The sequence below is a fragment of the Acidovorax sp. BL-A-41-H1 genome (genome assembly GCF_051942715.1).
In genome coordinates, this window is sequence record NZ_JBPVJQ010000006.1 from 666,346 (window position 1) to 680,115 (window position 13,770).

12 protein-coding genes are annotated in these 13,770 nt (G+C 68.1%); 7 read left to right on the forward strand and 5 right to left on the reverse strand.

Annotated elements, in window-relative coordinates:
- Positions 1-7: 7 nt before the first annotated feature.
- Entirely contained in the window at positions 8-841 is an 834-nt protein-coding gene (locus tag ACTPOI_RS16275) for a molybdate ABC transporter substrate-binding protein (RefSeq protein WP_440110638.1), read from the forward strand.
- A gap of 13 nt (positions 842-854) precedes the next feature.
- Here ACTPOI_RS16275 and ACTPOI_RS16280 read toward each other — a convergent pair whose 3' ends face one another.
- The 4 genes from ACTPOI_RS16280 to modA form a co-directional block, all read right to left on the reverse strand.
- Positions 855-2,573 carry an EAL domain-containing protein gene (locus ACTPOI_RS16280; RefSeq protein WP_440110640.1) on the reverse strand — a complete coding sequence of 573 codons (1,719 nt, stop codon included), beginning with the start codon at positions 2,571-2,573 and terminating at the stop codon, positions 855-857.
- 122 nt (positions 2,574-2,695) lie between these two features.
- Positions 2,696-3,793, reverse strand: coding sequence for a molybdenum ABC transporter ATP-binding protein (modC, locus tag ACTPOI_RS16285; RefSeq protein WP_440110642.1), 1,098 nt, complete (start codon positions 3,791-3,793; stop codon positions 2,696-2,698).
- Positions 3,793-4,479 (reverse strand): molybdate ABC transporter permease subunit, encoded by a 687-nt coding sequence (gene modB / locus ACTPOI_RS16290; protein WP_440110644.1) that lies wholly within the window; start codon positions 4,477-4,479, stop codon positions 3,793-3,795. The genes modC and modB overlap by 1 nt, the downstream gene beginning before the upstream one ends.
- A 29-nt stretch (positions 4,480-4,508) precedes the next feature.
- Positions 4,509-5,273 (reverse strand): molybdate ABC transporter substrate-binding protein, encoded by a 765-nt coding sequence (modA, locus tag ACTPOI_RS16295; protein ID WP_440110646.1) that lies wholly within the window; start codon positions 5,271-5,273, stop codon positions 4,509-4,511.
- 90 nt (positions 5,274-5,363) lie between these two features.
- Between modA and ACTPOI_RS16300 the strand changes: the two genes are divergently transcribed.
- Complete coding sequence (locus ACTPOI_RS16300) at positions 5,364-6,179, forward strand: TOBE domain-containing protein (protein ID WP_440110648.1); 816 nt, start codon at positions 5,364-5,366, stop codon at positions 6,177-6,179.
- A 44-nt stretch (positions 6,180-6,223) separates the two neighbouring features.
- Here the strand turns inward: ACTPOI_RS16300 and ACTPOI_RS16305 are convergent, their stop codons facing one another.
- Positions 6,224-7,429: a helix-turn-helix domain-containing protein gene (locus ACTPOI_RS16305; RefSeq protein ID WP_440110650.1), complete on the reverse strand. Its 1,206-nt coding sequence runs from the start codon at positions 7,427-7,429 to the stop codon at positions 6,224-6,226.
- A gap of 199 nt (positions 7,430-7,628) precedes the next feature.
- Here ACTPOI_RS16305 and ACTPOI_RS16310 point away from each other — a divergent pair, with 199 nt between their 5' ends.
- The 5 genes from ACTPOI_RS16310 (at position 7,629) to ACTPOI_RS16330 (ending at position 13,720) form a co-directional block, all read left to right on the forward strand.
- On the forward strand, positions 7,629-8,102 hold the full coding sequence (locus ACTPOI_RS16310) for a (2Fe-2S)-binding protein (protein WP_291518254.1): 474 nt from the start codon (positions 7,629-7,631) through the stop codon (positions 8,100-8,102).
- A 35-nt stretch (positions 8,103-8,137) separates the two neighbouring features.
- On the forward strand, positions 8,138-10,525 hold the full coding sequence (locus tag ACTPOI_RS16315) for a xanthine dehydrogenase family protein molybdopterin-binding subunit (RefSeq protein WP_440110652.1): 2,388 nt from the start codon (positions 8,138-8,140) through the stop codon (positions 10,523-10,525).
- Positions 10,526-10,536: 11 nt separating this feature from the next.
- A complete protein-coding gene (locus tag ACTPOI_RS16320) occupies positions 10,537-11,334 on the forward strand; it encodes an FAD binding domain-containing protein (RefSeq protein WP_440110654.1) in 798 nt (265 codons plus the stop codon).
- Positions 11,335-11,567: 233 nt separating this feature from the next.
- Positions 11,568-12,473 carry an AAA family ATPase gene (locus ACTPOI_RS16325; protein ID WP_440110656.1) on the forward strand — a complete coding sequence of 302 codons (906 nt, stop codon included), beginning with the start codon at positions 11,568-11,570 and terminating at the stop codon, positions 12,471-12,473.
- A gap of 17 nt (positions 12,474-12,490) precedes the next feature.
- The gene (locus tag ACTPOI_RS16330) at positions 12,491-13,720 is read left to right on the forward strand and encodes a vWA domain-containing protein (RefSeq protein WP_440112648.1); all 1,230 of its coding nucleotides are present in this window, start codon (positions 12,491-12,493) and stop codon (positions 13,718-13,720) included.
- The last annotated feature ends 50 nt before the right edge of the window (positions 13,721-13,770 follow it).

Here is a 13,770-nt window from a genome sequence, read left to right on the forward strand (position 1 = left end):
CGCGGCCATGCCCAAGCCCCCACAGACATGGAGCGCGGTGGCTGCCGCCGCTCTGACCCTCTCTCTGGCTGGTTGCTCCATGGCCCGTGCCCAGGCCCCGGTGGTTGAGAGTACCCCCGTGCAGGTGTATGCCGCTGGCAGCCTGCGTGAGGCGTTCACCGAGATCGCGCGCGACCACGAGGCCCGTACGGGCCAGAGGGTGGCGCTCACGTTTGGCGCATCGGGCTTGCTGCGCGAGCGCATCGAGAAGGGCGAGCCTGCCCAGGTTTTTGCGTCGGCCGATACAAGCCACCCGCAGCGCCTCGCCGAGCGTGGCGGGTGGCAGCCACCGGTGGTGTTCACGCGCAATGCACTGTGCGCACTGACCAGCGACCAGATCAGCGCAACCCCTGACACCTTGCTCGCCACCTTGCTGCGCAGCGATGTACGCCTGGGCACCTCCACCCCGCGGGCCGACCCGTCGGGCGACTATGCCTGGGCGTTGTTCCGCCAGGCGGAGACGATTCAGCCAGGCGCCTATGCCCAGCTCGATCGCAAGGCACTGAAGCTCACGGGTGGTGCGGATTCGCCCAAGCCGCCCGCCGGCCGCGGTACCTACGCATGGGTGATGGACCAGCGCCAGGCCGATGTGTTTCTGACGTACTGCACCAACGCCGTGGCCGCACAGACCGAGGTGCCCCGCTTGCGCGTGGTGCAGCTCCCGGCTGCGCTACAGGTTGGTGCCGCCTACGGCCTGACCGTGCGTGGCGATGCGTCCCCGGCTGCGCTGGCGTTCGCGGCAACGCTGCGGGAGCCGGCAGCACGCGCGGTTTTGCAGAAGCTGGGTTTCGGGCAGCCCTGACTCTGGGCTACCTTCAGCGACCCGCCTCCGCTTGCGGCAGCACCGCGGCGCCCGGGGGGGTGCCCGATGGACCGGGTACGGGCTCTGCGGGCAGCGGCTGCGCCAGCAGTGCCTGCAGTGCCGAACGCCGGGGCTCCAGCTGAGCGGCGCACCATGCGGGCACGTCGTCGGCAGGCATGGGCTTGCTCAGCAGGTGGCCCTGGATGATGTGCAACCCGGCCGCCGACACCGCGCGCAGTTCGGCGGCGGATTCGACGCCTTCGACCACCACCGTGAGTCCGAACGCGCCAGCCAGCGTGCCGATGTGGCCCAGCAGCAGCTGCCGTCGCTTGTCGCTGGCCAGCTCGCGCACAAAGAGCCGGTCGCACTTGATGCCGGCAATGGGCAGGTCGGCCAGCATGCCGAGCGAGGAATAGCCTGCACCGAAGTCGTCCATCACCACGGCAACGCCCATCGCGCTCAGGTCGCGGATCGCCAGCAGCATCTGCGGGCCCAGCGCAATGAAGGCGTGTTCGGTGATTTCGAGCTTGAGCGCGGTCTGGTAGAGCTTGCGGGCAGCCATCTCCTCGCGCAGCCAGGGCACAAAGCCCACATCGAGCAGCGTGGCCGGTGCCACATTCACGCTGACCGACGCGTCATGAAGCCCTCGCGCCTGCCACTGCACGATGCAGTCCATGGCGTTGCGCAGGATCAGCTTGTCCACCACCACTGTCTTGCCCTGCAGTTCGCATACCAGCAGGAATGCCTCGGGGTTGATGGCGCCCAGCCGCGTGTCATTGATGCGCAGAAGCGCCTCGAACTGCGCGGGCCCGCGCTGGCTGGCGTCGACCATGGGCTGGAAATGCAGGGCCAGCGCGCTGCGCTGCATCAGCCGCTCCAGGTTGTCGGCAATGAGCGGCAGCTGGCTGTCCAGGCGTTCCGACTGCAGGACGCTGGAGGCCCGCATCATCGACATGCCTTTGCGCAGCATGGCCTGGCGGCTGGCATCGGAGCGCATGTTGCTCAGCTGCTCTACGGCCAGCGCCACACCAAACAGCAGCACGATCAGCATCAGCCCGTTACCGCCGCTCGGCTGGCTCGGCCCATCTGCGTGCAGGGGAAAAGCGTTGACCACCAGCCAGTGCAGTACCACCACTGCCAGCCCGGCCAGTGCGTGCTGGTGCCAGGCCTCTCGCCGGTGCTGGGGGTGCAGCGCAAGCGGGGTATAGCGGGTCAGGCGGTGGTGCAGCGATGTGACCACCGCGATGCTCGTGGCCAACACCAGCGCAATCCCGATGGCAAGCCACTGGACGGTACGGAAGCTTTCTACATGGTCGCGTGTCACCATGAAGTGCGCCGCCAGCATCCCCGCGCCCAGGAGCACGCTGGCCATGGTGATGCGCAGCTTGCTCGTGCTGGTGCTGAGCACCGGCAGTGCCAGCCGTGTGCTCGCCACCATGATGATCAACCCGCTGAGCGCTGGCAGCAGGTCCAGGGCCATCGCGTGGGGCTTGAGTTCGGCATACATGAACAGCCCGACCACATCGAGCGCCCACACGATGCAGCCGATGCACAGCGCCGAGTGCGATGCACTGATGCGCCGGCTCGACGGGTCTACCGAATGGGCTGTGTGTTCCACCAGCCGCTGGCACACCACCACGACGAGCGTGGCAAATACCCAGAACAGCATGGCGTAGCCCAGCGGCGGAAACTCCACCGCCAGCATGCCGTACCCCTGCGATCCTGAAAGCATCACCCACCCCCGTTGTGGGGCGAATCATACGATTGAAGGAGCCCGTGGCGGGCCGTACCGGGGTGGGGCATACCCGGCTGGCAAGCCGGATACAAATGCCGTTATGTCCGGCCGATGGCCGCTCAGTTCACAACGGCAATTCCCTTGATCTGTGCCAGCACCGGCTGCCCCGGCGCGATGCCCAGTGCGGTTGCAGAGCGCTGGGTGATGCGGGCCAGCACCCGCACGCCGCCCATGTCCAGCGCCACCATCCACTGGCCGGGGCTGTCTTGCGCCACAGCCGCCACCGTGGCTGGCAGCACGTTGAGGATGCTGGTGCCGGCAGGCGCTTCCAGCGCCAGGCTGACATCGCGCGCCTGCAGCCGCAGCCGTATCCTGTCGCCCGGCGTGCGGGCTGCCGGGCTCACCAGCAGCAGCTCGCCGCCTTGAAAGACGACCGTGGTGACATGGTCGTGCGCATCATGGCGGGTGACCGTGCCCTCGATGACGGTGGCGGCAGCGTCGCCATGCGCCAGCGGCAGGTCCAGGCGGGTGATGAGGTCTTCGGTGCGGCCGTCCGCGCGCACGCGGCCGGCATCAATGAGCACCATGTGGTGTGCCAGCCGGGCCACTTCGTCGATGGCGTGGCTCACGTACAGCACGGGTATGTCGAGGTTGCGGTGCAGGTTGTCCAGGTAGGGCAGCACTTCGGCCTTGCGGCCCGGGTCCAGTGCGGACAGCGGCTCGTCCATCAACAGCAAACGCGGGCTGGTGGCCAGCGCGCGGGCAATGGCCACGCGCTGGCGCTCGCCGCCCGACAGCGCCGCGGGCCGCCGGTCCATCAGGCCACCGATGCCCAGCAGGGCCACCGCCTGGTCCAGCGCGACCTTGCGCTCTGCTGCAGGCGTGCGCTGCAGCCCGTAGGTGATGTTTCCGCCCACCGTGAGGTGGTCGAAAAGACTGGCCTCCTGGAACACATAGCCCAGGGAGCGCTGGTGCGTGGGGCGCCACACCTGCGCGGCGTCGTCCTGCCAGACCTCTCCGTTGACGACCACCTTGCCGGGCTGTGGGCGCTCCAGCCCCGCGATCGCGCGCAGGCAGGTGGTCTTGCCGCAGCCCGACGGGCCGAACAGTGCGGTCACACCGCGCCCGGGCAGGCGCAGGTCCACGTCAAGGGTGAAGCCCGGGCGCGCCAGGTGCAGGCGCGCGGTGATGTGGCGGGAATCGGGGAGCGTGTCCATCAGCGCACCACCGACGCGGCTGCATTGCGGCGCGTGAGGTTCAGCCCCAGCAGCACCACAAACGAAAACACCACCATGCCGCCGGCGAGCCAGTGGGCCTGGGTGTATTCCAGGGCCTCCACATGGTCGTAGATCTGCACCGACACCACCCGCGTGACGCCCGGTATGTTGCCGCCCAGCATCAGCACCACGCCGAACTCGCCCACGGTGTGCGCAAAGCTCAGGATGGCGGCCGTGATGAACCCCGGCCGCGCCAGTGGCACGGCCACCGTGAAGAAGCGGTCGATCGGCCCGGCGCCCAGCGTGGCTGCGGCTTCCAGCGGGCGCTGGCCGATGGCCTCGAAGGCGTGCTGCAGCGGCTGCACGGCAAACGGCAGCGAGTAGATCAGCGAGCCCACCACAAGGCCCCAGAACGTGAACGGCAGGGTGCCCAGCCCCAGCCACTGCGTGAACTGGCCCAGCGGCCCGTTGGGCCCCATGGTGATGAGCAGGTAGAAACCGATCACCGTGGGCGGCAGCACCAGCGGCAGCGCTACCACGGCCGACACCGGGCCGCGCCAGCGCGAGCGGGTGTGCGCCAGCCACCAGGCCAGCGGCGTGCACAGCACGAGCAGCAGCACCATGGTGGTGGCCGCCAGGCGCAGGGTGAGGCCGATGGCGGCGAGGTCAGCGCTGGTGAACGGCATGGGCGTTGGGGGCACAAGCCCGGGCGGTATCAGGCGCCATAGCCATGTGCCCGCATGATGCTACGGGCCTTGTCGCCACGCAGGTATTGCAGCAGTGCAACGGCTGCCGCGTTGCCGCGCCCGGGCAGCAGCAGGGCAGCGTCCTGCCGGATGGGGGCGTGCAGGCTGGCGGGCACGGGCCAAGCAGAGCCCTGTGCAATGCGCCCGTCCGCCATCACTTGCGACAGCGCTACAAAGCCAAGCTGTGCGTTACCCGAAGCGACAAACTGGAACGTCTGGGCAATGTTCTCGCCCAGCACCCAGCGTGGTTGCAGGTTGGCGGCCAGGCCCATCTTGTCCATCACCTGCACGGCTGCCGCACCGTAGGGCGCGACCTTGGGGTTGGCCAGTGCGATGTGCCGGAAGTTGCCAGTGCGCAGCACTGCGCCCTGCTCGTCCACCAGCCCGGGCTGGGCGCTCCACAGCACCAGTGCGCCTGTGGCGTAGGTAAAGCGTGTGTCTGCCACTGCCTTGCCCTCGCGCTCCAGGCGCGCGGGCGTGGCTTCATCGGCCGACAGCAGCACATGAAAGGGCGCCCCGTGCGTGATCTGGGCATAGAACTTTCCGCTCGCGCCAAACGACAGCGTGGTCTGGTGGCCTGTGTCGGCTTCGAACGCTGCAGCGATCTTCTGCATGGGCGCCATGAAGTTGGCCGCTACGGCTACCGACACCGTGGCCGCCCCGGCTGCCTGGGCCAAGGTGGCACCCAGCACCAGGCAGGCGAGACGGCGAAACGGCTGAAGGAGGCGGAGCATTCCGGCGTGCAGCATGTCGTGAAGGAGCGCTATTCATCCATAGAATAGCGCAAGTGCGGACACCCGCCCCATCCATCTCCAAGGATCGCTGTGACTGCTCCGCTGTCCATTGCCACCGCCCTTGGCAACGCGCTTGCCGACAAGCGCATCGATATCCTGCGCCAGATCGGGGAGGGCGGTTCCATCTCGCAGGCGGCCCGTGCTGCCGGGGTGAGCTACAAGGCCGCCTGGCAGGCGGTGGATACGCTGACCAACCTGGCAGGCACCCCGTTGGTGGCGCGCGCCGTGGGAGGTGCGGGCGGTGGTGGAGCACAGCTGACCGAAGCGGGCCGTCAGCTGCTGGCGGCGGCCGATGCCATGGCGCAGGCACGTGGGGCGGTGCTGTCGCGCTGGCAGGCCACAGCCTGCACCGGCACGGCCCTTGCGCGCCTGGCGGTGCGCACCAGCATGCGCAACCAATGGCCCTGCGTGGTACAGCGGCTCGAACTGCAGGGGCAGATCGTGCGTGTGCACCTGGCGCTGGAGACCCAGGTGCTGGCTTCAGGCGGCGACTTGCGCAGCGCCCCGACGGCGCTGGCTTCGCGCATCACACAGGAAAGCGCGCAGCTGATGGGATTGCAACCCGGCGTAGCCGTACAGGCGCTGTGCAAGGCCACAGCGGTGCGCGTTGTGCGCGCTACGGTCCCGTCCAGGGCGGCGCAGGGTGTGACGCCAGACGCGTTCTGCTTTGCCGCCCGGGCAGTGCGCGTGGCGCGTGGCACCTCGGGCGACGAGGTGTCGGCCCTGCTCGATGCCGGCGTGCAGATGGTCGGCTTTGCCGCAGCCGGCAGCGGGCTGCGTGCAGGCAGCCGGGTGGCGCTTACGGTGGAAGACAGTGCGGTGGTGCTGGCGCTGGCGGAGGTCTGACACTGCTGCGTTGCTGCGCAAGGCCGGATGCGGCGGTCGCGTAGTCAGCTGCGCCCCGGCCCTTTCGGGGTGCCCAGCTTGCGGTACACCGTGGCGCGGCTGATGCCCAGCGCCCGCGCGGCCTCGGCCACATTGCCGCGCGCTTCTTGCACGGCCCGGCGGATCAGTGCGGTTTCTGCCTGCCGCAGCGGTGCAGTCGCCAGGGATGCATCGGTGCCAGCCTCCAGCGCTGTCCCGGGGCGTCGCATTGCAGGGTGCGATGCGGCCAACGTGGGGACGTGCAGATCGGCCAGGTACCCCGCGGCGTGCGCGGGCTGCCGGGCCAGACCCTGCAGGCGCAGGCCCGACCACAGGGGTAGATCCAGCGGTGCATGGGCGCTGCGGCTGCGTGCCGCATCGAACAGTTGCATCCACGGCAATGCGATGAGGTCGCTGCAATGCGTGGGTGCAGCAGGCGATGTGGCCCACAGCGGCAACAACTGGCGTGCTGCGGTATTGCCGCCCAGCACCACGCCATCAGCGTCCAGCGCCAGCAGGCCGTCGCCTTCGCCGCCCAGTGCGCAGCCCGGCCAGTTCAGCCGCAGCAGCAACGCGTGCGGCTGCTGCTGCAGCAATGCATCTTCCATGGCGCGGGCAGATCGTGCGACCAGATGGCGCAGCTCGGGCCGCTCGGGCACATCGATACCGGTCAGGTCCAGCATGCCGATGCAGTCTCCCTGCGGGCCAAACAGCGGCGCGCCCGCACAGCTGTAGCTGCTGTTGTCATCGAGAAAATGCTCTCCGCGGTGCAGCCATACCGGCTGCAGCTCGGCCAGCGCCGCGCCAATGGCGGTGGTGCCCACTGCGGCTTCCGACAGGTCGATGCCCACGCGCCCGATCGCGCTGGCGCGCGGATCCTGCCGGTCCACAGCGCCCTGCACGTCCACAACAATCCCGCGGGCGTCGGTGAGGATCGAGAAATAGCGCATGGCCGAGATGGCATGGGTCAGCTGTGCAAGCACGGGGCGGGCCGCATCCAGCAGGGCGCGGTTTTGCTCCTGGGTGCGTCGCAGTGCCGGAGCACTCACCATCTCGAAAGATGCGCGCTGGGCTGGGCTCAGCCCGTTGGCCAGGCAGCGTTGCCACGAGCGGGTGATCCACGACTGCACGCCAGCACGCACGGGGGCCGTGCCCTGTGCCAGTAACGCCTCCCGCGCCTGCGCAATCAGCGCATGGCGGTCGACAGGCAATGGCGCCGCAGAAAATTGCATCGGACCCCCGGAAGGCTTTTGGTGGTGACGGACTCGAACCGCCGGGATGATGCGCTGCTGTGCAGTGCAACATGTTTCAAATTGAGAATATCCGGCGCAGGTCGGGGTGAATTCAGGGTTGTCCCTAGGGATGGCGAAAACGGCGAGGCACAAGATTCGATGTGCAAGTCCAGCCAAAACCATTCCAGGAGACAGCCAGATGCAAGTCCAGTTCACGGTCAACGGGCGCGCTGCCAGTGTTGACGTACCTCCCAACACCCTGCTCGTGCATGCCCTGCGGGAACACCTGCAACTGACGGGCACCCACGTGGGTTGCGACACCAGCCAGTGCGGCGCGTGCACCGTGCATGTCAACGGCCGCGCGGTCAAGTCGTGCGCGATGCTGGCGGCGCAGGCCCAGGGCGCAGACGTGCAGACCATTGAGGGGCTCGCCGCGCCCGACGGCACCATGCACCCCATGCAGGCAGCGTTCAAGGAGTGTCACGGCCTGCAATGCGGCTTCTGCACTCCCGGCATGGTGATGAGCGCGGTGGACCTGTGCAAGAACCACCCAGCCGCCTCCGAAGGCGAAATCCGCGAGCTGCTGGAGGGCAACATCTGCCGCTGCACCGGCTACCAGAACATCGTGCGCGCCGTGCAGCAGGGCCAAAAGGCCATGGCCGCGTCGGCCTGAGCGCACGCCACCAACAACGCCAAGGAGACACGACCATGGGTGCATCCGATTTCTCGAACCTTCCGCACATCGGTGAGTCCGTTCGCCGCAAGGAAGACTACCGTTTTCTGACCGGCGCTGGCCAGTACACCGACGACGTGGTGCTGGCTGCGCAAAGCCACGCTGTTTTCGTGCGCTCGCCGCACGCGCACGCCAAGATCAACAGCATCAACATTGATGCTGCCAAGGCCGCGCCCGGCGTGCTGGGCGTGTTCGTGGGCGCCGATGTGGCGGCCGACAGCATCAACGGCCTGCCGTGCGGCTGGCTCATCACCAGCACCAACGGCGAGCCCATGAAGGAGCCGCCGCACCCCATCCTGGCCCAGGGCAAGGTGCGCTACGTGGGTGACCACGTGGCCATGGTGGTGGCCCATACGCAGCAGCAGGCGCGCGATGCGGCCGAGCTGGTGGAGGTGGACTACGACGTGCTGCCCGCGGTGGTCAACGTGGCCGACGCGGCTGCAGGCGCAGTGGCTGGTGCCGGCCTGCACGACATCGCCCCCGACAACCATTGCTTCAAGTGGGCCATTGGCGACAAGGGCGCGGTGGATGCTGCGTTTGCCAACGCCGCGCATGTGACGAAGCTCGACCTAGTGAACAACCGCCTGATCCCCAATGCCATGGAGCCCCGTGCGGCCATCGGCAGCTACAACCGCGCCAGCGACGAATACACGCTCTATGTGAGCAACCAAAACCCGCACGTCGAGCGCCTGCTGATGACGGCCTTCGTGATGGGCCTGCCCGAGCACAAGGTGCGCGTGATTGCGCCCGATGTGGGCGGCGGCTTCGGCTCCAAGATCTACCTGTACGCCGAAGACGTGTGCCTGACCTGGGCCTCCAAGAAGCTCAACCGCAACATCAAGTGGGTGGCCGACCGCAGCGAAGCGTTCCTGAGTGATGCCCACGGCCGCGACCACGTGAGCCACGCCGAGATGGCGATGGACAAGGACGGCAAGTTCCTGGCGCTGCGCGTGCACACCGACGCCAACCTGGGCGCCTACCTGAGCACCTTTGCCAGCGCCGTACCCACCATCCTCTACGCCACGCTGCTGGCAGGCCAGTACAGCACGCCGCAGGTGTATGTGGAGGTGGACTCGTGGTTCACCAACACCGCGCCGGTGGATGCCTACCGCGGCGCAGGCCGCCCCGAGGCCACCTACCTGCTGGAACGCCTGGTCACGCGCTGCGCGTGGGAGATGGGGCTATCGCAAGACGAAATCCGCCGCCGCAATTTCATCAACAGCTTTCCGTACCAGACACCGGTGGCGCTGCAGTACGACACGGGCGACTTCTTTGCGTGCATGGACGGCGCCAACAAGCTGGCCGATGTGGCGGGCTTCGAGCAGCGCAAGGCAGCCAGTGCAGCAAAGGGCATGCTGCGCGGCATTGGCTACAGCAGCTACATCGAGGCTTGCGGCATTGCGCCATCGAACATTGCCGGTGCGCTGGGCGCGCGTGCAGGCCTGTTTGAATGCGGCGAGGTGCGCGTGCACCCCACGGGCAGCGTGACGGTGTTCACCGGCTCGCACAGCCACGGCCAGGGGCATGAGACGACGTTTGCGCAGGTGGTGGCGGCACGCCTGGGCATCCCGGTGGACAACGTGGACATCGTGCACGGCGACACCGGCCGCGTGCCGTTTGGCATGGGCACCTACGGTTCGCGCTCCATCAGCGTGGGCGGCGCGGCCATCATGAAGGCGCTGGACAAGATCGAGGCCAAGGCCAAGAAGATTGCGGCCCACCTGATGGAGGCCAGCGACGCCGACATCGACTTTGCGGGCGGTGAATTCAGCGTGCGCGGCACCGACAAGAAGATCCCGTTTGCCCAGGTGTCGCTGGCGGCCTATGTGCCGCACAACTACCCGCTCGATGTACTGGAGCCGGGCCTGAACGAAACCGCGTTCTACGACCCGACCAACTTCACCTTCCCGGCCGGCACCTACATCTGCGAAGTCGAAATCGACCCCGCCACCGGCAGCACGCGGGTGGACAGGTTCACCGCGGTGGACGACTTCGGCACCATCATCAACCCGATGATTGTGGAAGGGCAGGTGCATGGCGGGCTCGTGCAGGGCATCGGCCAAGCCATGATGGAAAACTGCGTGTACGACCGCGAGACGGGCCAGCTGCTCACCGGCAGCTTCATGGACTACGCCATGCCCCGCGCGGATGATTTCCCCGAGTTCAAGCTCGGCCATGTGTGCACCCCGTGCACGCACAACCCGCTGGGCACCAAGGGCTGCGGCGAGGCGGGGGCCATCGGCTCGCCCCCTGCGGTCATCAACGCCGTGCTGGACGCCCTGCTCCCGCTGGGCGTGAAGGAGTTCGACATGCCAGCATCGCCACACCGCGTGTGGGAAGCCATTCAAAGTGCCAAGGCATAAGGAGACCGACCATGTACGCATTCACCTTTGAAGCGCCATCCTCCACAAGCGCTGCCGCGCAGCTCATCGCCCAGGGCGGCAAGCTGCTGGCGGGCGGGCAGAGCCTGCTGCCGTCCATGCGCCTGCGCCTGGCCAACCCCGAGAAGATCGTCGATCTGAACGGTGTGGCCGAGCTGGCCGGCATTCGCCGTGAGGGCAATGCCCTGGTCATCGGCGCCATGACGCGCCACATGGACGTGGCCGCCAGTGCCGAGGTCAAGGCTGCCATTCCTGCACTGGCCGACCTGGCTGCACACATTGGCGACCGCCAGGTGCGCGCCCGCGGCACGCTCGGTGGTTCGGTGGCCAATAACGACCCGGCCGCGTGCTACCCGAGTGCTGTGCTGGGCCTGGGGGCCACGGTCATCACCAACCGGCGCGAGATTCCGGCAGATGACTTCTTTGTGGGCATGTACACCACCGCGCTCGACGAGGGCGAGATCATCACTGCCATCCGCTTCCCCATCCCGAAGCGGGCGGCGTACATGAAGTTCAAGCAGGCCGCGTCGCGGTTCTCGCTGGTGGGCGTGTTTGCCGCACAAACCGACAGCGGTGTGCGGGTGGCCATCACCGGCGCTGCCAGCAGCGTTTTCCGCCATGCAGGGCTGGAGGCCGCGCTCAACCAGAGCTTCACCCCTGCCGCCGCGGCCGCCGTGAAGATTGACGCCAGTGACCTCAATGGCGACATCCACGCCAGTGCTGCCTACCGCGCCAACCTGATCAGCGTGCAGACGCAGCGGGCGGTCGCGCAGATGAACGCTGCCTCCTGAGCGGTGAGCCGGCTCGCTCTCCCGGCCTCCGGCTTTGCCGGTCTGGCCGGAGAAGGGAGCCGGCCTTCGGCGCGGCGCGGCGCGGCGAGGCCAGGGCCAGGCCACCGGCCAGCGGCCAGCGGCCAGCGGCCAGCGGCTTTTGCGGCTTCAGGAGCCACCATGGCACCATTTTTGGATCAAACAGGCCGCAAGCCCTTTCATTTTATTCTCCTGTAGCTATCAAAAAAGAAGCAATGAGTCTGCCCACTTCTGTCGATGACCTGGTACTCGCACTCCAAGATGTGGGCTATTTTGCAGACCGTCGCCTGGCTACCGCGGTGTACCTGGCGCTGCAGCTGCAGCGCCCGCTGCTGCTGGAGGGTGAGCCAGGCGTGGGCAAGACGGCTTTGGCCCGGGCGCTGGGCGAAGTGCTGGGCCGCAGCCTGATCCGCCTGCAGTGTTACGACGGGCTGGAGCAGCGCGAGGCCTTGTACGAGTGGAACTATGCCGCGCAGCTGCTGCACATGCGTGCGGCAGAAGCCCGTGGCGCTGCCGATGTCGCGCAGATCGAGGCCGAGGTCTATCAGGATCGCTACCTCATCCGGCGGCCGCTGCTGCAGGCGCTGCAGGCCCCTGCGCCCGGCGCTGTGCTGCTGATCGACGAGGTGGACCGCGCAGACGAACCGTTCGAGGCTTTCCTGCTGGAATACCTGGGCGAATACCAGGTCAGCATTCCCGAACTGGGCACGGTGCGCGCTGCAGCAGCGCCGGTCACCATCCTCACCAGCAACCGCACGCGCGATCTGCACGATGCCGTCAAGCGCCGCTGCCTGTACCACTGGCTCGACTACCCCGAGCGCGAGCGCGAGCTGGCCATCGTCCGCGCCCAGGCGCCGGGTGCCAGCGAAGCACTGGCCCGCCAGGTGGCCGAGTTTGTCAGCCGGTTGCGCAGCCAGCCCTTTGCCAATGCGTTCAGCCGCGCACCGGGCATCGCCGAAAGCGTGGAATGGGCCAAGGCGCTCGTCGCACTCGACACGCTGGTAGTAGACCCGGAGGTGGTGTCCGACACCGCCGGTATCCTGTTCAAGCAGCGTGAAGACGTGGCCGCGCTCACGCGCGACCTGTCGACCCAACTGCTGGCACCCGAACCTGCCGCGTGACCACGGCAGCTGCCCGCATGGACCAGGCCGCACCCACCTATTCGCAGCTGGGCGATGTGCGCAGCGGCAAGCTCGCGGACAACGTGAGCGGCTTCGGCCGTGCGCTGCGCCGCGCCGGTGTGCCGGTGGATGCCGCACGCATGGCGCTGGCCCAGCAGGCGCTGATGCTGACCGGGCTCGGCCGGGCTGACTTTTGCGCGGCGCTGGAGGCCGTGCTCGTGAGCCGCGAGCAGGACCGCGCCGTGTTTCAGGAGCTGTTCAACGCGTACTTTCGCAACCCCGAGGTGGCGCAGAAACTGCTGGCGCAGATGCTGCCCAGCGCGCCCGCCAAGGCCGAGCCCGCCCGGCGGCGCCCGCGCGTGAACGAGGCGCTGGCGCCGGTGCGCGCGGCACGCAGTGCACCGCCTGCCCGCGAGGACGACAAGATCGAGTTCGACGCCGCCATGACGGCCAGCGACCTGCAGCGCCTGCGCCATGCCGACTTCAACCAGCTCTCAGCCAGCGAATACCTGCTGGTGGAGCGGCTGGCCCGCGACATCACGCTGCCCCTGCCGCACTACGCAGCGCGCCGCACGCGGCCGGGTGTGCGTGGCCAGCGCCCGCACTGGGCCGGCGCCATGCAGCTGGCGGCCAGCACCGGTGGCGAGCTGCTGCGCGTGCCCCTGCTGCAGCGCCGCCAGCAGCCGCTGCCGCTGGTGGTGCTGGTGGATGTATCGGGTTCCATGGAGCGCTACACCCGGCTGCTGCTGGCGTTTTTGCATGCGGCCACGGCAGCGCGCCATGCCGGCGGCGGCCTGCGGCGCGACGTGTTTGCGTTCGGCACCACGCTCACCGACCTGGGCGCTGCCTTCCGCCTGGCCGATACCGACGCCATGCTGGAGGCAGCCAGCGTGGCCATCACCGACTTTGCCGGGGGCACCCGGCTGGGCGCCTGCCTGGCCGAGTTACGCACCGCCCATGCCCGTCGCCTGGTGGGCCGCCGCACGCTGGTGCTGCTGGTGAGCGACGGGCTGGACACGGGCGCGCCCGAAGAACTGGAGCGCGAACTGGGCTGGCTGCGCCGCCACTCAGGCCGCCTGCTGTGGCTCAACCCGCTGCTGCGCTTTGACGGGTATGCACCCACGGCGCGCGGCGCAGCCGCCTTGCACCGCCAGGCCCATGGCATGGTGGCAGTACACAACCTGGCGCGCCTGCAGGATCTGGCGGGCAGCCTAGCCGCATTGCTGCGATCTCCCGGGGCGCGGTAAGGCCGTAGCCACAGCTCACACCCTTTGCAGGTCCGCCCAAGACCCACTAC

Bases quoted from the DNA above. Each gene is read 5' to 3' on its own strand.
- modB (WP_440110644.1), bottom strand. From the start codon at position 4,479: ATGCCGTTCACCAGCGCTGACCTCGCCGCCATCGGCCTCACCCTGCGC.
- ACTPOI_RS16320 (WP_440110654.1), top strand. From the start codon at position 10,537: ATGTACGCATTCACCTTTGAAGCGCCATCCTCCACAAGCGCTGCCGCG.
- modC (WP_440110642.1), bottom strand. From the start codon at position 3,793: ATGGACACGCTCCCCGATTCCCGCCACATCACCGCGCGCCTGCACCTG.
- ACTPOI_RS16280 (WP_440110640.1), bottom strand. From the start codon at position 2,573: ATGCTTTCAGGATCGCAGGGGTACGGCATGCTGGCGGTGGAGTTTCCG.
- ACTPOI_RS16325 (WP_440110656.1), top strand. From the start codon at position 11,568: ATGAGTCTGCCCACTTCTGTCGATGACCTGGTACTCGCACTCCAAGAT.
- ACTPOI_RS16305 (WP_440110650.1), bottom strand. From the start codon at position 7,429: ATGCAATTTTCTGCGGCGCCATTGCCTGTCGACCGCCATGCGCTGATT.
- ACTPOI_RS16330 (WP_440112648.1), top strand. From the start codon at position 12,491: ATGGACCAGGCCGCACCCACCTATTCGCAGCTGGGCGATGTGCGCAGC.
- modA (WP_440110646.1), bottom strand. From the start codon at position 5,273: ATGCTCCGCCTCCTTCAGCCGTTTCGCCGTCTCGCCTGCCTGGTGCTG.
- ACTPOI_RS16315 (WP_440110652.1), top strand. From the start codon at position 8,138: ATGGGTGCATCCGATTTCTCGAACCTTCCGCACATCGGTGAGTCCGTT.
- ACTPOI_RS16275 (WP_440110638.1), top strand. From the start codon at position 8: ATGCCCAAGCCCCCACAGACATGGAGCGCGGTGGCTGCCGCCGCTCTG.
- ACTPOI_RS16310 (WP_291518254.1), top strand. From the start codon at position 7,629: ATGCAAGTCCAGTTCACGGTCAACGGGCGCGCTGCCAGTGTTGACGTA.